Here is a 19,324-nt window from a genome sequence, read left to right as displayed (position 1 = left end):
GCAGGGGGCGAGGTTATTGCGTAAACTTTAAAAACTTTACCAACTCGCTGTTTCTTTAAGGTCATTTGTACGCTTTACTCACCGGCTGCTGTTGCGCCGATAGAGTGCTGCGGCATATTTTGTTTGGAAAGGATACTTGGGTGGCTCTTATGACGCATGACGCTTTTTCCCTTCGCGGCCTCGTGGCAGGCTGCGCTCTTCTCGTTCTTGTGGCACCTGCGGTGCAGGCTGCGGAACAACTCCCCGATGCCCCATCGATCGATGCCCGAGCCTGGATCCTGATGGATTACGCCAGCGGTAAAGTGCTGAGCGAGGGCAATGCCGATGAAAAACTCGACCCGGCAAGTCTGACCAAGATCATGACCAGCTATGTCGTCGGGCAGGCGCTGAAGGCGGGCAAGATTAAGTCCACCGATATGGTCACCGTCGGTCGCGATGCCTGGGCTACCGGTAACCCGGCGCTGCGCGGGTCATCGGTGATGTTCCTTAAACCGGGGATGCAGGTTTCGGTCGAAGACCTGAATAAAGGCGTGATTATCCAGTCCGGCAACGATGCCAGTATCGCGATCGCCGACTACGTGGCGGGGAGCCAGGATGCATTCGTGAGCCTGATGAACGGCTATGCGCAAAAAATGGGGCTGACCAATACCACCTTTATGACCGTGCACGGCCTGGATGCGCCAGGCCAGTTTAGTACCGCGCGTGACATGGCGCTGCTGACCAAAGCGATGATTCATGACGTCCCTGAAGAGTACGCCATTCATAAAGAGAAAGAGTTCACCTTCAATAAGATTCGTCAGCCGAACCGTAACCGCCTGCTGTGGAGCTCAAACCTGAACGCGGATGGCGTCAAAACAGGGACCACCGCCGGCGCTGGCTACAACCTGGTCTCCTCGGCTACCCAGGGAGACATGCGTCTGATTGCCGTGGTGCTCGGTACCAAGACCGACCGTATTCGTTTTAATGAATCCGAAAAGCTGCTGACCTGGGGCTTCCGTTTCTATGAGACCGTGACGCCGATTAAGCCGGATGCCACCTTTATCACCCAGCGCGTCTGGTTTGGCGACAGCAACGAAGCCAAACTCGGGGCCGGCGAAGCCGGTTCGATTACCCTGCCGCGCGGGCAGCTGAAAAACCTGAAAGCCAGCTATACCCTGACGGATACGCAGCTGACCGCGCCGCTTAGCAAAGGACAGGTGGTCGGCACCATCGACTTTAAGCTCAATGATAAAACCATCGAGCAGCGCCCGCTTATCGTCATGGAAGCGGTCAATGAAGGCGGTTTCTTTAGCCGGATGATGGACTTCGTGCTGATGAAACTGCACGGCTGGTTCGGTAGCTGGTTCTCGTAACCGACAGGCCGCGCCCTGCGGGGCGCGGTCAGTAGAGCAGTGAAATCTGCTTTTCTTTCGCCAGCGCAAGCAGATCCTCATCCGGACAGACATCGCTGGCAATCACATCAAAACGCGATAAATCGCCCATCCGCGCCGGTCTGACTTTGCCAAATTTACTGTGATCGACAACCAGCACGTGATAGCGCGCGCTGCTCATCGCCCAGTGTTTAACCGGCAGCTCCTCGAGGTTATAGCAGGTGGCGCCCTGCGCACAGTCGATGCCGGCCGCTGAATAAAAGGCGATGTCCGGGCACAGATGGCTGAGCGTATCCTGCAGACTGAGCGGTTTAAAAATGGCATTGCTGGCATGGAACTCGCCGCCGCAGAGAATGGCCCGACACTGGGGTTTTTCCTGCAGCGCCAGAAAGGTGTTCAGCGAATAGCAGACGCCGGTAAAGGGCAGGGCGTTATCGATCGCGTCAATGATCCAGGGCGTGGTTGTCCCACAGTCGAAAAAAGCCATCTGATGGGCTTCAAGCAGCGCGGCAGCGTGACGAGCGGCACGGCGTTTTTCATCCACCAGACGGGTTTTCTGGTCGCTGAGCAGGTAATGGGTTGCGCTGCGCGGTTCGAGAACGATATAGCCGCCTAACAACACCACCGGGCCATTATGGCCGTTCAGGTCGCGACGAATGGTCATTTCTGATACGCCAAGGAGCGCGGCGGCCTCTTTTAAATGAAGCTTATCGCTGCGCTTGAGCGCCTGAATGAGCTGGCTGATACGTTCATCACGACGTGTTTCCATATTCCCTCTACGCTGAAATCGCCCTGCATTGGCAGGGCGTCAGTGGGCAATTTTACCTGCCGGAAGAGGGTTAGTCACGCACCCAGCCTTTGCGAATCGGCAGGGAAAAGCAAACCCGATACAGCTGCTGCAGGTATCGATACAGCGGTTGACCGCCGGCCTGCCACAGTAATCCGGCGGCCAGGCAGCCGCACATCCCGGTAAGCAGGCCGCCCAGCATATCCAGCGGCCAGTGAACGCCAAGATAGACCCGGGACCAGGCGATCGCCACGGCAGTTGCCAGCAGCGCGATCCCGGACCACAGGCGATGCCAGAACAAGAAAGCCAGCGCAAAGGTAAAGCTGATGGTGCCGTGATTGCTGGGGAAGGAGTTATTCGGCGCGTGATGCAGGAACTGATAGCCGATGCCTGCGGCAAACGGCCGCTCATGGGGGAAGAGCAGGCCAAAAATCCATGACAGACTCAGGCTAATCGCCAGCGCCAGGAGTACTTTAAACACCAGCTGCCGCTGGTTTGGTCCCCAGAGCCACAGCGCCGCGGCCAGCAGAGGCACAATCAGAATCACGTCTTTGGCAATGAATGTCGCCAGTGCGATGACCCATGAGGGCGAGGCGGGGGTGGCGTTGATGAAGGCAAACAGCGCGTCGTTGATATTTTCCAGCATAGATTCAGGCTCTTGGTATCCGATAGCAATCAGCCGCCCACCTTAAAAAACGGTGGCGATAAGGTAAAGCAGTATTGTCTTAATTATCAGCTTGTTAAGAAGCCGTAGCGCGGCATGTGGTGGTGAATATGCCGCAGAGGATGAGTATATCGCCTGTAACCTAATTGAAATATAAACGAAATATAGACAGATTTAATTAAAATGGCGGCGATATCCGCCGGCTGAGGGCGGATTGCGCTATTTTTAATTGTCACTCACAATTCACTATCTCCTCCGCAAGACTTTCATTAAACTTTGCGCGATTTTTGTTTAACTAAGAGATTGCATGCAGAACTATTCGCTTTCAGGCAAACGCCTCGGACGGCAGGCGCTTCTTTTCCCGCTCTGCCTGGTGTTATACGAATTCTCCACTTATATCGGCAACGACATGATCCAGCCGGGAATGCTCTCGGTGGTGGAAGAGTTTCAGGTCGGTAATGAATGGGTACCGACCTCGATGACCGCCTATCTCGCCGGCGGTATGTTTTTGCAGTGGCTGCTGGGGCCGCTGTCGGATCGTATCGGCCGTCGACCGGTGATGCTCACCGGGGTGGTGTGGTTTATCGTCACCTGTCTGGCCACGCTGCTGGCGCAGACGATTGAGCAGTTCACGCTGCTGCGCTTTTTGCAGGGGATTAGTCTGTGCTTTATCGGCGCGGTGGGATATGCCGCCATTCAGGAGTCGTTTGAGGAGGCGATGTGCATCAAAATCACCGCCCTGATGGCGAACGTTGCGCTGATTGCTCCGCTGCTGGGGCCGCTGGTGGGGGCGGCCTGGGTCCACATCCTGCCGTGGGAAATGATGTTCGTGCTGTTTGCCGTGCTGGCCGCTATTGCCTTTGTGGGCCTGCAGCGCGCGATGCCGGAAACCGCGACGCGGATGGGCGAGAAGCTGTCGATGAAAGAGCTGGGCCGCGATTATGGCCTGGTGCTGAAGAATCTGCGCTTTGTCGCCGGCGCGCTGGCGACCGGTTTTGTCAGCCTGCCGCTGCTGGCGTGGATTGCCCAGTCACCGGTGATTATCATCAGTGGCGAAAAGGCCACCAGCTATGAGTATGGCCTGCTGCAGGTGCCGATTTTCGGCGCGCTGATTGCCGGTAACCTGGTGCTGGCGCGACTGACCTCGCGACGGACGGTGCGCTCGCTGATTATTCTCGGCGGCTGGCCGATTATGTTCGGGCTGCTGCTCTCTGCGGTGGCGACGGTGGTATCGACCCATGCTTATTTGTGGATGACCGCCGGGCTGAGCGTCTACGCCTTCGGGATTGGTCTGGCGAACGCCGGGTTAGTCCGCCTGACGCTGTTTGCCAGTGACATGAGTAAAGGCACGGTTTCGGCCGCGATGGGGATGCTGCAGATGCTGATATTTACCGTCGGCATAGAGGTCAGTAAGCATGCCTATGAGCTGGGCGGTAGCGGGGTATTCAGCCTGTTTAACTTGCTCAGCGGCGTGATGTGGCTGGCGATGATTGTCTATTTCCTCAAAGACAAGAGCGTCGGCAATTCCAACGACCCGCAGGCTTAGCGGCGAAGCGTTCCGGGTGGGGCACGGCTGCCGCACCCGGACAACGATCAGGCGAACGGCGCTTCGCGATTCAGCACTTTGTCGATGATGTGCAGCACACCTTCTTCATTGTTGTGCGGCGCATCGAAGCCGGCGACGGCTTTCACCGGTGCTGCCGCGTTGGCCATCGCAAAGCCAAATCCGGCATGTTGCAGCATTTCAATATCGTTTCCGCTGTCGCCAAAAGCGACGACTTCATGATTATCAATGCCCCAGCGCTGTTGCAAAATACGCAGACCGTTGGCTTTGTGCACGCCGGGAATAATCAGATCGATGCTGCCGTAGCCGGTTGCCACGGCGGTCACCATATCGCCCAACGCCGCGTGTAGCTGCGGCTGGATTTGTGGAATCAGCTGGTCAGGCACGTTGAGGCCGAATTTCAGGATCACGTCATCGATATGGTTGAAGTCATCCACCAACTGCAGGCGATGGTAATATTTCGCGGCGACCGTCTTTAACTCATCGTTATAGCCATTCAGGGTATACGCGCTGCGTTTACCGCAGGCGATAATTTCAATATCGGACAGCGTCTGCAGATAGTCGATGACGGTGTGGAAATGATCTTTTGGCAACTGACAGTTAAAAACGTCATCGCCAGCGCTGACCACCCAGCCGCCGTTTTCAGCAACAAAGGCTATCTCGTGGGCGATGTCCGGGAAAAATGAAATCAGCTGGTAATACTGGTTGCCGCTGGCGACGACAAAGCGAATATTCTGTTCGCGCATACGCTGATACTGGTTCAGGAAACGCGGTCGATTGTAGGTTTTGGCATCGCTTAAAAAGGTGCCATCCATGTCTACCGCAATCAGTTTGATGCTCATTAACTGTTCTCCATGACAGGTTCATTGTGTGGTTTTGCCACCGCTCTGGCGACCAACGCCGCTACCATGACCAGACCCAGCACCACCATCATGGCGCTGCGCAGGCCGAAGTGTTCGCCAAGGAAGCCCAGCAGCGGCGGCCCGACCAGGAAGGCAAGATAGCCGGTTATCGCCACCACGCTGACGCGCTTCGGCGCATCGGGGCCGGTGTCGCTGGCGGCGGAAATGGTCAGCGGGAAACCGAGCGAGGCGCCAAGGCCCCACAGCAGTACCGAGACGCCGGCCACCCACGGGTTGTCGACGAAGATGATCAGGCCGATGCCCAGCGCGCCCATAAGGGCGCTGGCGCGTACTACCGTGACCCGGCTGTAGCGATCGATAAACCAGCCGCCGGTAAAGCGACCGATTGTCATCCCGAGGGTGAAGCCGGCGTAAATCAAGGAGCCAGAGGTGGGGCTGAAGCCGTGACCGTCCACCATCAGCAGCGGCAGCCAGTCGTTGGCAGACCCTTCAGCAAAGGCCATCGCCAGCACCACGACGCCAATCAGCAACAGCTGAACATCACGCCATACCGGCAGACCTTTTTCTTCATGATGCGCGCTTTCTGCCGCATTTTTTCCGGTCCCGTCCGGGATGGCGCGAATCGCAATGGCAATCGGGGCAATCGCCACCAGCGCAGCCAGCAGAATATGCGGTGCGGCGGGCAGACCAAAACCGGTCACCGCCATCCCCACGCCGGCGCCGAACAGCGTACCGAAGCTGTAAAATCCATGCATCATCGGCAGGACGGTTTTATTCATTTCGCGCTCGACGGCGGCGCCTTCGACGTTAATAGCCACCTCCGCCGAACCGAAGCTGGCGCCGAAAATGGCCAGCCCGATGGCAAACAGGACCGCCGAGGTGAGCCACAGCGCCACGCTGAGCACTATCATGCCGACCACGGCGCACGACATGGTGGTGCGAATCACCTTGCGGGTGCCAAACCGTTTGACCAGCCACGCCGAGCAGAGAATCCCGCTCATCGAACCAATCGACAGGCCAAATAAAACGATGCCCATTTCCGCCGTTGACAGCGTCAGCAGGTCACGGATCGCCGGAGTACGGGTAGCCCATGAGGCCATCAGCAATCCAGGGATAAAGAAGAACATGAAGAGGGCCCAGAGTCGGAGCTGTAAGGCCCGGCGGGAGGTTTGCGCTGTCATCCGTAAACGCCTGTGAATGAGAAGATGGAGACAACAGTAGCAAGACTGTGTACATTTGTACATATTCTTCAGAATGCGTATTCGGACAAGAACCGGGCGCCTGGGAGCGCGACAATGCTGCCGATAGCATGCGCATGACAGCGACTAAGAGGAAAGATATGGCCCGTCGACCGAACGATCCGCAGCGCCGGGAGCGCATTTTACAGGCCACGCTGGATACCATTGCCACCCACGGGATTCACGCGGTCACCCATCGTAAAATTGCCAGCTGCGCGGAGGTTCCGCTAGGCTCGCTGACCTACTATTTCAGCGGTATTGAAGCGTTGATAGAAGAGGCGTTTCGCATTTTTACCCGCGATATGTCCGTACAGTACCAGCAGTTTTTTACCTCGGTCAGCAGCCGTGAAGAGGCCTGCGATGCGATTGCCGAGCTGATCTTCAGCGCCCAGGTGACGACCGCGCGAAATATGGAGTTGATGTATCAGCTGTATGCGTTTTGCAGCAGCCAGCCGGCGCTGAAGGCGGTGATGCAGCACTGGATGCGGCGCAGTCAGCAAACGCTGGAGCAGTGGTTTGAGCCGGCTACGGCTCGCGGGCTGGATGCGTTTATCGAGGGAATGACCCTGCATTTTGTCACCGATAGCGCGCCGCTCTCAAAGCAGGCTATCCGCCTGATGGTCGGACGCCTGGCCGGAGAGGGGGAGTAGCCCGCTAAAGCGCTGCGCGCAGAGATATTGCCCTGCCCGAGGATTATCCGCCGGTCGTGGCGCCGGCCGTCATATTAACCACCGTTGCCGTCATGGCGTCGGCACGATCGGATGCCAGAAAGGTGATGACATCGGCCACCTGCGTCAGCGTCGGCAAGCGTTTGAGCATAGTGCTGTGTGCTGCGCCGCCAACCCACTGTTCGACCGTTAATCCCATCGCCTGCGCTTTTGCAGCAAAGACTTCCGCAGTGTAAGAGCCGGCCTCCACCGCGCCGGTAATGGCGTGCGAGCGTACGCCGAGGACGCGGATGTTCTTCGGCCCCAGTTCGCTGGCGAGCGCTTTGATAAAAGCTTCGCTACCCGCACAGCCGACGATATGGCCCAGGTGGCCCGGAATGGCCATTGTTGCCGCCGGAGCTACGACGGTGATAATGACGCCCGGGCGAGCGCCGCCCATATAGGGGGTAACGGCTTTCGCCAGGTTGAACTGGGCCGCCAGGAACGGGGTGATGCCCTGCATAAACTCGGCGAGGGATAGCGTCGTGATTTCCTTGCCCTGATTATGGACGAAGCCGGTGGCATTGACGACGATGTCGAGCCCGCCGCTCTGCTGCGTCAGCTGCGCTATCCGCTCGGCGGTCGATCGTTCGTCGAGGAGATCAACGATAAAGGTCTCGGCCCTGCCGCCCGCCGCCCGAATTTCACCTGCCACCCGATCCAGCTTCTGCCGATCACGCGCGCCGAGGTAGACTCGCGCCCCCTCGCGCGCCATAGCATGCGCCACGGCGGAGCCTATCGCACCGCTGCCGCCGAAGATGGCGGCAACTTTATCTTTTACCAGCATCGCCTTTCCCTCTCACCGGACTGAACTCGTCAAAGTATGCGCAATAACCGGGAGGATGCCAATGCGACGGAGAATGCCGTTACCGCCGGGGCCTGCGAGCGTCCCTCTCCGCCAGCTCCTGATAGATGGCGTAAATACCTGTCGGTGCGAAGTTGCCCTGGACGCAATGAATCGCTTTTTGTTGTTCAAGCAAAATAAAGCGCCTGACTTTATTGGTGTAGTGAATCATTAACCAGAATCCCGACATCAGCCATAGCAGCATAAATTCAATAATAAAAATGAATGAGTAAGTGATCATTATTTCTTTATTGAAGTTTTTTATTGATTCTTCTAAATACTCCTTGCCTTCGGCTGTTGTCAGCAAGCGGCAAAGATCATGACGGTATTCGCGGTCCAGGACGCTGGCGGTATTTTTCGGCGGGGCTGTATTGGCTTGACAGTCGTTTGCTGAGATGGTCCATCGAGGTGCCGCCAGCACCGTGGCCTCCGTTGCGGTTGTTTTAGAAACATAAAAGCGATCGCCTGACTTTTTCCAAATCAACAGTGCCGTGTCTGGCGGGGCGGTAATCGTTTGTATAAGCGGTGGGACAAAATACCACAAAGACCATCCAAAAATAGCTGAGAACAAGAGGGTGATTAATTTCTCGGGCCTGCCTGTCGAGGGCAGTTTTTTCAATGGGATGGAGATGGCAAAGAAGTTCAAAATGAAGGGGGGCACCCCTGCATTCTTTAACACGATGCTGTGGCCTTTTTTATATTTGAAAATCCCATTGACTGCTTTTCGCAATGGCTGGAACAGAAAGGCGAGAACGGTCAGGGCAGCGACAGTCGTGCTCAGCGGTGCGCCGGAGAACTCAGAAACAAACATCGTAAAGTCAGAGGGGAAAGCGGGCATCAACATCTCCTGTGGTAAACATTCCCTATTGGTATGATTTGACCTGTGGGGCAAGCGGGAGGAGTCGCGAACGGATCGCCCTGTTCCTGGCTGATGACGCGTGCAACTCTGGCGCTTCACCCGGCGTACCAGTGTACATCACCTGGCGGTTAAGGGGAGGGCAACGCATTCGTGAGGCCTGGCACAGCAGAAATGGTGGGGTGAGGAGCACGGTCCCGGGAGGATGCCCGGATGATGTGGCGGTGGTCGCCGTGCTATCGCCAATGGCAGCACCCGGCGGTTGTCACTGAATAATTTTAAAGATGATAAAATTCAGGCAACAAAAAACCCATCAACCTTGAACCAAAATGGCGGGGTTGATGGGCTCCACAAAATGGGGACATCAAAGAAAAGCAGTGGCACTACTTATGACTGATGCCCAAGAGAAAAGTTCTGCCTCTATCCATTTTTTTCTTAAATATTTACTGTAGCCCTGGCCAGATGATGACAATCAGCGTCCCCGCCAGGGTCAGCAGCACATTGGCAATCGCATAGGTGCCCGCGTAGCCCAGCGCCGGAATGTTGCTGCGCGCGGTGTCGCTGATAATTTCCATCGCCGGAGCGCAGGTGCGCGCCCCCATCATGGCGCCAAACAACATCGCGCGGTTCATACGCAGTACATAGGCGCCAAACAAGAAGCAAATTACCACCGGCACCAGGCTGACGATAAGACCCGCCGCCAGCATCTGGCCGCCGATGGCGCCCAGGCCGTGACCAATCCCGGCGCCGGCGCTCAGACCGACCCCGGCCATAAAGACCATCAGGCCGAACTCTTTCACCATATTCAGCGCGCCCTGCGGAATATAGCCGAAGGTCGGGTGGTTGGCGCGCAGGAAACCGAGCATAATCCCGGCAAACAGCAGCCCCGCCGCGTTACCGATGCCAAAGCTGAAAGAGCTGAACTGGAAGGTGATCATGCCGATCATCAGCCCGACGATAAAGAAGGCGCAGAAGGCAAGCAGGTCGGTCACCTGGCTGTGAATGGAGATAAAGCCGATGCGGTCGGCAACGGTTTTGACGCGTCGCGCATCGCCGCTGACCTGTAACACGTCGCCTTTGTTGAGCACCACGTTATCGTCGATCGGCATTTCAATCTGGCTGCGGATGACGCGGTTTAAGAAGCAGCCGTGATCGGTCAGCTTCAGCTGCGCCAGACGGCGGCCTACGGCGTTGTGGTTTTTCACCACGATCTCTTCGGTGACGATGCGCATATCCAGCAGATCGCGGTCGAAGACCTCTTTGCCGTTACGGAAGCTGGGATCAAGGCGGGCATGGGCGTCCGGGTAACCCACCAGCGCGATATCATCGCCCATCTGCAGGACGGCATCGCCATCCGGGTTCGCCAGAATACCGTTACGGCGAATACGCTCAATGTAGCAGCCGGTTTGCCGGTAAATCCCCAGCTCGCGCAGATTTTTACCGTCAGCCCAGGCGACCAGCTCCGGGCCGACGCGATAGGCCCGGATCACCGGCAGGTAGACTTTACGTTTGGAGTCGGTATCGAGCCCGCGTTCACGCGCAATCTGCTGGGCGCTGGTTTGCAGATCCTGATGCTGCAGCTTCGGCATATAGCGCGCGCCGACGATCAGACTGACGAGACCAATCAGATAGGTCAGGGCGTAGCCCAGACTCAGGTGGTCGAGGGAGAGCGCCAGCCGATCGCTGGGCAGGCCAAAGTGCCGTAGCGTATCCCCCGCACCGACCAGCACCGGCGTTGATGTCATCGCACCTGCGAGCATCCCGGCGGTCAGACCGATGTCCCAGCCGAACAGTTTTCCCAGTCCCATCGCCAGCAACATCGCGCTGCCGACCATCACCAGGGCGAGCATCAGATAGTTTTTTCCGTCGCGGAAAAAAATAGAAAAAAAGTTGGGACCCGCTTCCACGCCAACGCAAAAAATAAACAGCATAAAGCCCAGATTTAGCGCATCAGTGTTAATACTGAAATGCTGCTGACCTAATAATAATGAAACCACTAAAACGCCAATAGAATTACCAAGTTGTACTGACCCGAGACGAAGTTTCCCGAGACAAAGCCCCAGGGCAAGTACAACGAATAATAACAGGATGTAATTCCCGTTTAACAAATCTGCGACGTTTATATTCACGAAAGCCAACTTCTCATTTACTAGTAAGTTGTTGAAGGAAATGGTTATTTGGTCTAAGGTTGGTCCAGTGTTCGCGTTGTCCCGAACCCTGTTCTGGCATCCCGTTATAACCAGTAAAAACAGAGCCGGTAGTTTAATCCTTCCTGGATGCTGCGGCTAGTCACAATCGTTTTTACGCCGATGGGGAGCTAAATTGGCATGGATTGCCGGAATGCTTTATCTGACTGGACGAAGTGAAGTGGGTTAGAAGCAGAATCAGGAGGATATTGTGAAATCTGAGCGTGCCTGGGTGGGTATTACCTGTGGGTTCTTTCTGTTTATCGTAGTGTGTTTATTGTTGTTACTGCATATGAAAGGCGTCTTTCGGGCTACCGGTAATCCTGAGGTTGGACTGCTCTACTTTTTGCTGCCCGGTGCGGCCGCCAGCTGCCTCTCTCCGGGGCGACGCGTCATCCAGCCGCTGGTGGGGGCGATTCTGGCGACTCCCGTCTGTCTGCTGATCATGCGGATTTTTTTTGCGGCTCAGCGTACCTTCTGGCAACAGCTGGCGTGGCTGTTTAGCGCGGTATTCTGGTGTGCGCTGGGTGCGCTGTGCTTTCTGTTTATCTGCGCCTGGCTGGATACCAGACGCAATCATTCGTCAGAGGAATGAGTCGGCTCAGGCAAACAGACCGAGATTCTCTTTCGCCCAGGCTTCAAAATCGGTGCAGCCGCCGATATGTTTTTGATCGACAAAAATCTGCGGAACGGTCTCAACCGGTTTGCCTACGGTCTTTTCCAGGTCGCTCTTGCTGATGCCTTCGGCGTGAATATCAACGTAGCGGTAGTTGAAGTCATCGCGTTCATTGGTCAGTTTCTCTGCCAGTTCTTTAGCGCGAACACAATACGGGCAACCAGGGCGACCAAAAATAACGGTAAACATACTTTCTCTCCTTAAATCTCAGCCGGATGGCGAATGGCAGCTATGATGACGCGTTATGCCGGCGAGGAAAAGAAGGTTCTGCCTTTTTCTTCGATGGTTTAAGGCTATGTTTGATAAATGTCTTCGTGGTTAAATCATTATACTGTGTCGGTCGCGCGCGATTAGCCTGCGGAGCGCGCGAATAATATTGACTGGAGGAGAGCAGAGCTATGCGATCGCCTGCCGTTTTGCCAAAAAGCGTTCTGCTGGTAGAGATCATCGGGATTGTGCTGTTGACCCTCGCCTGGCTCTCGCTCAATCAGTACCTGCAGCTGCCGGCGCCGTTTTCCAGCCCGACGGCGGCGATGCTGATGATTTTTTCCGGGATCCTGCTGATGCTCCCGGCAGCGATAGCATTAATGTGGCGAATGGCCAGGATCGTCGCGCCACAGCTGACTCACACTCCAAAACCAACTTCTTCACCAGACAGAGAAAAACAAGATGACGCCGACCATTGATCTGCTGCGTAGCCACCGTTCCATCCGCCACTTTACCGATGCGCCGATCGGCGACGAACAGCGCGAAGCTATCATCGCCAGTGCGCAGGGGGCCTCAAGCTCGAGCTTTTTACAATGCAGCTCCATTATTCGCGTCACCGATCCTCAGCTTCGTGAGCAGCTGGTCACGATGAGCGGCGGCCAGCAGCACGTTGCGCGCGCGGCGGAGTTCTGGGTATTTTGCGCCGACTTTAACCGCCTCCTGCAAATCTGTCCGGACGCCCGGCTGGGGCTGGCCGAACAGCTGCTGCTGGGGGCGGTGGATACCGCAATGATGGCGCAAAATGCGCTGGTTGCCGCCGAATCCCTGGGCCTCGGCGGCGTCTATATCGGCGGGATCCGCAATAGTATTGAAGGGGTGACCGAACTGCTGAAGCTGCCGCAGCACGTCCTGCCGCTGTTTGGCTTGTGCCTGGGATGGCCCGCCGATAACCCGGGGGTGAAGCCGCGCATGCCTGCGGCGCTGCTGGTGCATGAAAATGCGTACCAGCCGGTGGATGAGGCGGTGCTGGCACAATATGATGAGCAGATGGCGCAGTACTACCTGTCGCGCGGCAGCAACACCCGCCGTGATACCTGGAGCGACCATATTCGGCGCACTATCATTAAAGAAAGTCGCCCGTTTATTCTCGACTATCTGCATAAGCAGGGGTGGGCAACGCGCTGATTGCGTGTACACTGCTGCCTGCTTTCCGCCCCGCCATTTGGTGCACCGGGCGGTCGTGGCGCAATTAACATATTGCAGGCCCGCCGGAGCGGGCCTTGTTGCAGAGGTGCAGGGTGAAAATTGCTATATTATCCCGGGATGGAACGCTTTATTCATGTCGTCGCCTGCGCGAAGCCGCGCAAAAACGCGGCCACCAGGTGGAAATTCTCGATCCGCTTTCCTGCTATATGAACGTGAGTCCGGTGGCCTCATCGATTCACTATAAGGGACGCCAGCTCCCGCATTTCGATGCCGTGATCCCGCGTATTGGTTCCGCAATTACCTATTACGGGACCGCCGCCCTTCGTCAGTTTGAACTGCTCGGCAGCTATCCGCTCAATGAATCGGTGGCGATAACCCGCGCCCGTGACAAGCTGCGCTCGTTGCAGCTGCTGGCGCGGCAGGGGATCGATCTGCCGCTGACCGGTATTGCGCACTCTCCGGACGATACCAGCGACCTGATTGCCATGGTCGGCGGCGCGCCGCTGGTGGTCAAACTGGTGGAAGGGACGCAGGGCATCGGCGTGGTGCTGGCGGAGACCCGCCAGGCGGCAGAGAGCGTGATCGACGCTTTCCGCGGCCTGAACGCGCATATTCTGGTTCAGGAGTATATCGCCGAGGCGAAAGGGCGGGATGTACGCTGCCTGGTCGTGGGTAATGAAGTGGTGGCGGCGATCGAGCGGCGGGCGAAAGAGGGCGATTTCCGCTCTAACCTGCACCGCGGCGGTGTGGCGACGGTGGCCACGATCAGCGATCAGGAACGTGAGATGGCCATCAGGGCGGCGCAAACCCTGGGGCTGGATGTCGCCGGGGTGGATATCCTTCGCGCGACCCGTGGGCCGCTGGTCATGGAGGTGAACGCCTCTCCGGGTCTGGAAGGCATTGAAACGACCACCGGAATTGATATTGCCGGGCGCATGATCGCCTGGATTGAGCGTCAGGCCACGCCAGAATTTTGTCTGAAAATGGGCGGATAACCGGCGCGGGCGACACTTTCATGGTATGCGCGGCGTTTTTTGCGTAAGCTATGGCGTCGTTTTTCTATAGTAAGAGGTCACAGGTCATATGGATTCACTGGTCGTTCCGGGTCTGGATACGCTACGTCACTGGCTCGATGAGTTAGGTATCAACTTCTTTGAGTGTGATTCCTGCCAGGCCTTGCATCTGCCGCATATGCAGAATTTCGACGGCATTTTTGATGCGAAGCTCGATCTGGTGGATAACGTCGTGCTCTTTTCCGCCCTGGCTGAAGTGAAGCCTTCGGCGCTGCTCGGACTTTCCGCGGATCTTTCGGCAATTAACGCCAGTTCGTTGACCGTCAAAGCCTTCCTCGATATTCAGGATGACAATCTGCCCAAACTGGTGGTGTGTCAGGCGCTTTCCGTCGGCGTCGGCATTACCGTCGAACAGTTTGGCTGGTTCTTCCGCCAGAGCGAAGAGCAGATTTCTATGGTTATCCTCGAAGCTGCAGCCAACCAGGTGCTCTATAAAGCCGAAGAAGAAGAGTACGTCGCTGAAGATATTCAGCACCATTTTCTTCACTAAACCTGCCGATGAATAGCGCAGCCACTGCCATAGCGGCTGCGTATTACGTGCTTTTATTCTGCATTTAACCTTTCCTTCAAGAATTTTTCACCGCCATTCAGCCGCTTTTGGCTTATCACGTAGACCGTTATTGCATAAAAAATTGATAAAAGGCGTTATTTTACCTGGGCTATAGCCTCTTATTCTGGCTACAGTTATTCTGACGATGCTTCCAGTTGCGGGCAACCATTCCGGGAGAGGTCCTCTCTCCTTTTCTTAGGCAATGAGAAAATATGCATGATTATTGCATGCAGACAAGTGCGTATATTAAGCCCGCTTGTTAACGGGCATTGAGAAGGAAAAAGAGATATGACCGCCTTTGGTAAAAAATGGTTAACAGGTCTGGTTACGGGTGCGTTGATGGCCGTCTCTGCCGGTTCACTCGCCGCTGAACAAAAAACCCTGCATGTTTATAACTGGTCTGATTATATTGCGCCGGATACGGTGGCAAATTTTGAAAAAGAGACCGGTATTAAAGTGGTGTACGACGTTTTTGACTCCAACGAAGTACTGGAAGGCAAATTAATGGCGGGCAGCACCGGCTTTGACCTGGTGGTCCCGTCCGCCAGCTTCCTCGAACGTCAGCTGGCGGCAGGCGTCTTCCAGCCTCTGGACAAAAGCAAGCTGCCAAACTGGAAGAATCTTGACCCGGAAGTCCTCAAGCTGGTCGCCAAACACGACCCGGATAACAAGTACGCGATGCCGTACCTGTGGGCGACCACCGGCATTGGCTATAACGTCGATAAAGTGAAAGCCGTGCTCGGTAAAGATGCGCCGCTGAATAGCTGGGATCTGGTGCTTAAGCCGGAGAACCTTGAAAAACTGAAAAGCTGCGGCGTCTCCTTCCTTGATGCGCCGGAAGAGATTTTTGCCACCGTCCTGAACTATCTGGGCAAAGATCCGAACAGTACAAAAGCCGATGATTATACCGGTCCGGCGACCGACCTGCTGCTGAAACTGCGGCCGAATATCCGCTACTTCCACTCCTCGCAATATATTAACGATCTTGCTAACGGCGATATCTGCGTCGCCATCGGCTGGGCTGGCGATGTCTGGCAGGCGGCGAACCGGGCAAAAGAAGCGAAGAACGGCGTAAACGTCTCCTACTTCATTCCCAAAGAGGGGGCGCTGGCGTTCTTTGATGTCTTCGCGATGCCGGCGGATGCGAAAAACAAAGATGAGGCTTATCAGTTCCTTAACTATCTGATGCGCCCGGAAGTGATCGCCAAAATCAGCGATCAGGTGTACTACGCTAACGGCAACAAAGCCTCTACGCCGCTGGTGAGCGAAACCATCCGTAATAACCCGGCTATCTACCCGCCGGCCGATGTGTTCGCCAAACTGTTCACCCTGAAGGTGCAGGATCCGAAAATCGACCGCGTACGTACGCGGGCGTGGACGAAAGTCAAAAGCGGGAAATAAAACCTGATGGCCCGGTTCACCGGGCCTGAAAGGTCTGACCCGGCCGGGTGGTTTCTCCGCGTGGTCGGGCAACAAACGGATTAAAGTGCAGCGAATACATGCACCAGGATGGTGCACCTGCACTGTAAAGTTCAATGTATGGCAACCGGGCCATACGGTGGTAGTTTTTTGCCGGAGAGCACCTGAGTGAACGACGCAATTCCCCGCCCACAAGCGAAAACCCCCAAAGCGCTGACCCCGCTGCTGGAAATCCGTAATCTGACGAAGTCTTTCGACGGGCAGCACGCCGTCGATGACGTCAACCTCACGATTTATAAAGGTGAAATCTTCGCCCTGCTGGGCGCATCCGGCTGTGGAAAATCGACGCTGCTGCGTATGCTGGCCGGCTTTGAGGAGCCGACGGCCGGGCAAATTATGCTCGATGGCGTTGACCTGTCGCGCGTGCCGCCCTACCAGCGGCCGATCAATATGATGTTTCAGTCCTACGCCCTGTTCCCCCATATGACGGTGGAGCAGAACATTGCCTTTGGTCTGAAGCAGGACAAGCTGCCGAAAGCCGAAATCGCCAGCCGGGTGCAGGAGATGCTGGCGCTGGTGCATATGCAGGAGTTCGCTAAACGCAAACCGCATCAGCTTTCCGGCGGTCAGCGGCAGCGCGTGGCGCTGGCCCGTAGCCTGGCGAAACGACCAAAGCTGCTGCTGCTTGATGAGCCGATGGGCGCGCTGGATAAAAAGCTCCGCGATCGTATGCAGCTGGAAGTGGTGGATATCCTCGAGCGCGTGGGGGCGACCTGCGTCATGGTGACCCACGATCAGGAAGAGGCGATGACCATGGCGGGACGTATCGCCATTATGAACCGCGGGAAGTTCGTGCAAATCGGCGAGCCGGAGGAGATCTACGAGCATCCGACAACCCGCTACAGTGCGGAATTTATCGGCTCGGTCAACGTGTTTGAAGGGGTAGTAAAAGATCGTCTGGAAGATGGTCTGGTGCTGAGTTCACCGGGGCTGACGCATCCGCTGAAGGTCGATCCTGATGCCTCCGTCATTGACAATGTGCCGGTGTGGGTCGCTCTGCGCCCGGAAAAAATTATGCTCTGCGATGAGCCGCCGGCGGATGGCTACAACTTTGCGGTAGGAGAGGTGATCTATATCGCCTACCTCGGCGACCTGTCTATCTACCACGTGCGGCTGCAAAGCGGGCAGATGATCAGCGCCCAGCTACAGAACGAACACCGCCACCGTAAGGGCACGCCAACCTGGGGTGATGAAGTGCGTTTGTGCTGGGATGCCGACAGCTGCGTTGTTCTGACGGTGTAAGGAGAGGGCGATGAGTGCATTAGAACCACCGGCCGGGGTGAAAAAAACCGGCGGTTTTGCCCAATGGCTCACCCGGTTGCAGATGGCGCATGGCCGCAAGCTGGTAATCGCGCTGCCGTATCTGTGGCTGATCCTGCTGTTTCTGCTGCCGTTCCTGATCGTGTTTAAAATCAGCCTCGCGGAGATGGCGCGGGCGATCCCGCCCTACACCGATCTGTGGGAGTGGGCGGACGGCCAGCTCACGCTCACCTTGAATCTCGGCAACTTCCTGCAGCTGACCGACGATCCGCTCTATTTTGAAGCCTATCTGCAGTCGCTGCAGGTGGCGGGGATCTCAACCTTCTGCTGCCTGCTGCTGGGCTATCCGCTGGCATGGGCGGTGGCGCACAGTAAACCGTCAACGCGAAATATCCTGCTGCTGCTGGTGATCCTGCCATCGTGGACCTCATTCCTGATCCGCGTCTATGCGTGGATGGGGCTGTTGAAAAGCAATGGCGTGCTGAATAACTTCCTGATCTGGCTCGGGGTTATCGATCAGCCGCTGGAGATCCTGCATACCAATCTGGCGGTCTATATCGGTATTGTGTACGCCTATCTGCCGTTTATGGTGCTGCCGATCTATACCGCGCTGACGCGTATCGACTACTCGCTGGTCGAGGCCTCTTTAGATCTGGGCGCCCGGCCGCTGAAAACCTTCTTCCAGGTGATCGTCCCGTTGACCAAAGGCGGGATTATCGCCGGTTCAATGCTGGTTTTCATCCCGGCGGTTGGGGAGTTCGTGATCCCGGAACTGCTGGGCGGTCCGGACAGCATTATGATCGGGCGGGTCCTGTGGCAGGAGTTCTTTAATAACCGCGACTGGCCGGTCGCTTCAGCGGTGGCCATCGTGATGCTGCTCCTGCTGATCGTGCCGATTATGTGGTTCCATAAACATCAGCAAAAACAGATGGGGGATCATGGATGAACGATTTGCCGGTAGTCCGTTCGCCGTGGCGAATTTTAATCCTCGTGCTCGGCTTTACCTTTTTATATGCGCCGATGCTAATGCTGGTGATTTACTCATTCAACAGCTCGAAGCTGGTGACGGTATGGGCGGGATGGTCGACACGCTGGTACAGCGAGTTGTTCCATGATGATGCGATGATGAGCGCCGTCGGGCTGAGTCTGACCATCGCCACCTGTGCGGCGACGGCGGCGGCGATTCTGGGGACGATTGCCGCGGTGGTGATGGTGCGCTTTGGTCGCTTTCGGGGATCAAACGGCTTTGCCTTTATGATTACGGCGCCGCTGGTAATGCCGGATGTCATTACCGGGCTATCGCTGCTGCTGCTGTTTGTCGCGCTCGGGCACGCCATCGGCTGGCCGTCGGATCGCGGCATGTTGACCATCTGGCTGGCGCACGTGACTTTCTGTACCGCCTACGTGGCGGTGGTGATCTCGTCGCGACTGCGTGAACTGGACCACTCTATTGAGGAGGCGGCGATGGATTTAGGCGCGCCGCCGCTGAAGGTCTTTTTCATCATTACGCTGCCGATGATCATGCCGGCGGTGATCTCCGGCTGGCTGCTGGCGTTTACCTTATCACTGGACGATCTGGTCATCGCCAGCTTTGTTTCCGGCCCGGGAGCCACCACCTTGCCGATGCTGGTCTTCTCCAGCGTGCGTATGGGGGTGAACCCGGAAATCAACGCCCTGGCAACCTTAATCCTCGGCGTCGTGGGGATTGTTGGTTTTATCGCCTGGTATTTGATGGCGCGCGCAGAAAAGCAGCGGGTGCGCGATATCCAGCGTGCAAGACGGAGCTGAAGCCCC

General features: G+C 56.5%; 20 protein-coding genes. 12 read left to right on the top strand and 8 right to left on the bottom strand.

The features are described 5' to 3' along the window. The first annotated feature begins 149 nt into the window (after positions 1-149). On the top strand, positions 150-1,352 hold the full coding sequence (dacC, locus tag AC007G_RS00815) for a serine-type D-Ala-D-Ala carboxypeptidase (RefSeq protein ID WP_015584824.1): 1,203 nt from the start codon (positions 150-152) through the stop codon (positions 1,350-1,352). Positions 1,353-1,380: 28 nt separating this feature from the next. On the opposite strand, the gene deoR is transcribed toward dacC, so the two are convergent. Both deoR and ybjG read right to left on the bottom strand, forming a co-directional pair. Beyond that, on the bottom strand, positions 1,381-2,139 hold the full coding sequence (gene deoR / locus AC007G_RS00810; protein WP_032688678.1) for a DNA-binding transcriptional repressor DeoR: 759 nt from the start codon (positions 2,137-2,139) through the stop codon (positions 1,381-1,383). 70 nt (positions 2,140-2,209) lie between these two features. Then, positions 2,210-2,803, bottom strand: coding sequence for an undecaprenyl-diphosphate phosphatase (gene ybjG, locus AC007G_RS00805; protein WP_032688677.1), 594 nt, complete (start codon positions 2,801-2,803; stop codon positions 2,210-2,212). A gap of 325 nt (positions 2,804-3,128) precedes the next feature. Between ybjG and AC007G_RS00800 the strand changes: the two genes are divergently transcribed. After that, entirely contained in the window at positions 3,129-4,367 is a 1,239-nt protein-coding gene (locus tag AC007G_RS00800) for an MFS transporter (protein WP_032697667.1), read from the top strand. Between the two features lie 47 nt (positions 4,368-4,414). On the opposite strand, the gene AC007G_RS00795 is transcribed toward AC007G_RS00800, so the two are convergent. Continuing rightward, on the bottom strand, positions 4,415-5,227 hold the full coding sequence (locus AC007G_RS00795; protein ID WP_032697665.1) for a Cof-type HAD-IIB family hydrolase: 813 nt from the start codon (positions 5,225-5,227) through the stop codon (positions 4,415-4,417). After that, positions 5,227-6,429 (bottom strand): MFS transporter, encoded by a 1,203-nt coding sequence (locus AC007G_RS00790; protein WP_032688673.1) that lies wholly within the window; start codon positions 6,427-6,429, stop codon positions 5,227-5,229. The genes AC007G_RS00795 and AC007G_RS00790 overlap by 1 nt, the downstream gene beginning before the upstream one ends. Positions 6,430-6,587: 158 nt before the next feature. Between AC007G_RS00790 and AC007G_RS00785 the strand changes: the two genes are divergently transcribed. After that, positions 6,588-7,136, top strand: coding sequence for a TetR/AcrR family transcriptional regulator (locus AC007G_RS00785; protein ID WP_032697664.1), 549 nt, complete (start codon positions 6,588-6,590; stop codon positions 7,134-7,136). A gap of 43 nt (positions 7,137-7,179) precedes the next feature. Here the strand turns inward: AC007G_RS00785 and AC007G_RS00780 are convergent, their stop codons facing one another. From AC007G_RS00780 to AC007G_RS00770, 3 genes are all read right to left on the bottom strand, one after another. Next, on the bottom strand, positions 7,180-7,980 hold the full coding sequence (locus tag AC007G_RS00780) for an SDR family NAD(P)-dependent oxidoreductase (protein ID WP_133959419.1): 801 nt from the start codon (positions 7,978-7,980) through the stop codon (positions 7,180-7,182). A gap of 79 nt (positions 7,981-8,059) precedes the next feature. Then, positions 8,060-8,875 carry a DUF6216 family protein gene (locus tag AC007G_RS00775; RefSeq protein ID WP_223849365.1) on the bottom strand — a complete coding sequence of 272 codons (816 nt, stop codon included), beginning with the start codon at positions 8,873-8,875 and terminating at the stop codon, positions 8,060-8,062. A 461-nt stretch (positions 8,876-9,336) separates the two neighbouring features. Further along, a complete protein-coding gene (locus AC007G_RS00770) occupies positions 9,337-11,022 on the bottom strand; it encodes an aspartate:alanine antiporter (protein WP_004859941.1) in 1,686 nt (561 codons plus the stop codon). Positions 11,023-11,290: 268 nt separating this feature from the next. Between AC007G_RS00770 and AC007G_RS00765 the strand changes: the two genes are divergently transcribed. After that, a complete protein-coding gene (locus AC007G_RS00765; protein WP_032688671.1) occupies positions 11,291-11,674 on the top strand; it encodes an inner membrane protein YbjM in 384 nt (127 codons plus the stop codon). 6 nt (positions 11,675-11,680) lie between these two features. On the opposite strand, the gene AC007G_RS00760 is transcribed toward AC007G_RS00765, so the two are convergent. Next, positions 11,681-11,944: a GrxA family glutaredoxin gene (locus AC007G_RS00760; RefSeq protein ID WP_004859945.1), complete on the bottom strand. Its 264-nt coding sequence runs from the start codon at positions 11,942-11,944 to the stop codon at positions 11,681-11,683. Positions 11,945-12,153: 209 nt separating this feature from the next. Here AC007G_RS00760 and AC007G_RS00755 point away from each other — a divergent pair, with 209 nt between their 5' ends. The 8 genes from AC007G_RS00755 to potI all read left to right on the top strand — a co-directional run bounded on the left by AC007G_RS00755 (position 12,154) and on the right by potI (position 19,318). Continuing rightward, the gene (locus AC007G_RS00755) at positions 12,154-12,441 is read left to right on the top strand and encodes a YbjC family protein (RefSeq protein ID WP_032688670.1); all 288 of its coding nucleotides are present in this window, start codon (positions 12,154-12,156) and stop codon (positions 12,439-12,441) included. Then, positions 12,425-13,147 (top strand): oxygen-insensitive NADPH nitroreductase, encoded by a 723-nt coding sequence (gene nfsA, locus AC007G_RS00750; protein WP_046852864.1) that lies wholly within the window; start codon positions 12,425-12,427, stop codon positions 13,145-13,147. The genes AC007G_RS00755 and nfsA overlap by 17 nt, the downstream gene beginning before the upstream one ends. A gap of 113 nt (positions 13,148-13,260) precedes the next feature. Next, complete coding sequence (rimK, locus tag AC007G_RS00745; protein ID WP_004859950.1) at positions 13,261-14,163, top strand: 30S ribosomal protein S6--L-glutamate ligase; 903 nt, start codon at positions 13,261-13,263, stop codon at positions 14,161-14,163. An 88-nt stretch (positions 14,164-14,251) separates the two neighbouring features. Beyond that, entirely contained in the window at positions 14,252-14,731 is a 480-nt protein-coding gene (locus AC007G_RS00740) for a type III secretion system chaperone family protein (RefSeq protein ID WP_004859952.1), read from the top strand. Between the two features lie 348 nt (positions 14,732-15,079). Beyond that, positions 15,080-16,192, top strand: a complete 1,113-nt coding sequence (gene potF / locus AC007G_RS00735) for a spermidine/putrescine ABC transporter substrate-binding protein PotF (protein ID WP_004859954.1) — start codon at positions 15,080-15,082, stop codon at positions 16,190-16,192. A 186-nt stretch (positions 16,193-16,378) separates the two neighbouring features. Then, entirely contained in the window at positions 16,379-17,512 is a 1,134-nt protein-coding gene (potG, locus tag AC007G_RS00730; RefSeq protein ID WP_032688668.1) for a putrescine ABC transporter ATP-binding subunit PotG, read from the top strand. A 10-nt stretch (positions 17,513-17,522) separates the two neighbouring features. Further along, the gene (potH, locus tag AC007G_RS00725) at positions 17,523-18,476 is read left to right on the top strand and encodes a putrescine ABC transporter permease PotH (protein WP_032688667.1); all 954 of its coding nucleotides are present in this window, start codon (positions 17,523-17,525) and stop codon (positions 18,474-18,476) included. Beyond that, positions 18,473-19,318, top strand: a complete 846-nt coding sequence (potI, locus tag AC007G_RS00720) for a putrescine ABC transporter permease PotI (protein WP_004859959.1) — start codon at positions 18,473-18,475, stop codon at positions 19,316-19,318. The genes potH and potI overlap by 4 nt, the downstream gene beginning before the upstream one ends. Positions 19,319-19,324 lie beyond the last annotated feature (6 nt).

This window comes from Klebsiella sp. CSG-1, assembly GCF_056521145.1.
This window is presented reverse-complemented; position numbering and strand designations above follow the sequence as displayed.

What these genes read in the sequence shown, in the direction of transcription:
- dacC (WP_015584824.1), top strand. Translation starts at nt 150, where the DNA reads ATGACGCATGACGCTTTTTCCCTTCGCGGCCTCGTGGCAGGCTGCGCT.
- deoR (WP_032688678.1), bottom strand. Translation starts at nt 2,139, where the DNA reads ATGGAAACACGTCGTGATGAACGTATCAGCCAGCTCATTCAGGCGCTC.
- ybjG (WP_032688677.1), bottom strand. Translation starts at nt 2,803, where the DNA reads ATGCTGGAAAATATCAACGACGCGCTGTTTGCCTTCATCAACGCCACC.
- AC007G_RS00800 (WP_032697667.1), top strand. Translation starts at nt 3,129, where the DNA reads ATGCAGAACTATTCGCTTTCAGGCAAACGCCTCGGACGGCAGGCGCTT.
- AC007G_RS00795 (WP_032697665.1), bottom strand. Translation starts at nt 5,227, where the DNA reads ATGAGCATCAAACTGATTGCGGTAGACATGGATGGCACCTTTTTAAGC.
- AC007G_RS00790 (WP_032688673.1), bottom strand. Translation starts at nt 6,429, where the DNA reads ATGACAGCGCAAACCTCCCGCCGGGCCTTACAGCTCCGACTCTGGGCC.
- AC007G_RS00785 (WP_032697664.1), top strand. Translation starts at nt 6,588, where the DNA reads ATGGCCCGTCGACCGAACGATCCGCAGCGCCGGGAGCGCATTTTACAG.
- AC007G_RS00780 (WP_133959419.1), bottom strand. Translation starts at nt 7,980, where the DNA reads ATGCTGGTAAAAGATAAAGTTGCCGCCATCTTCGGCGGCAGCGGTGCG.
- AC007G_RS00775 (WP_223849365.1), bottom strand. Translation starts at nt 8,875, where the DNA reads ATGCCCGCTTTCCCCTCTGACTTTACGATGTTTGTTTCTGAGTTCTCC.
- AC007G_RS00760 (WP_004859945.1), bottom strand. Translation starts at nt 11,944, where the DNA reads ATGTTTACCGTTATTTTTGGTCGCCCTGGTTGCCCGTATTGTGTTCGC.
- AC007G_RS00755 (WP_032688670.1), top strand. Translation starts at nt 12,154, where the DNA reads ATGCGATCGCCTGCCGTTTTGCCAAAAAGCGTTCTGCTGGTAGAGATC.
- nfsA (WP_046852864.1), top strand. Translation starts at nt 12,425, where the DNA reads ATGACGCCGACCATTGATCTGCTGCGTAGCCACCGTTCCATCCGCCAC.
- AC007G_RS00740 (WP_004859952.1), top strand. Translation starts at nt 14,252, where the DNA reads ATGGATTCACTGGTCGTTCCGGGTCTGGATACGCTACGTCACTGGCTC.
- potF (WP_004859954.1), top strand. Translation starts at nt 15,080, where the DNA reads ATGACCGCCTTTGGTAAAAAATGGTTAACAGGTCTGGTTACGGGTGCG.
- potH (WP_032688667.1), top strand. Translation starts at nt 17,523, where the DNA reads ATGAGTGCATTAGAACCACCGGCCGGGGTGAAAAAAACCGGCGGTTTT.
- potI (WP_004859959.1), top strand. Translation starts at nt 18,473, where the DNA reads ATGAACGATTTGCCGGTAGTCCGTTCGCCGTGGCGAATTTTAATCCTC.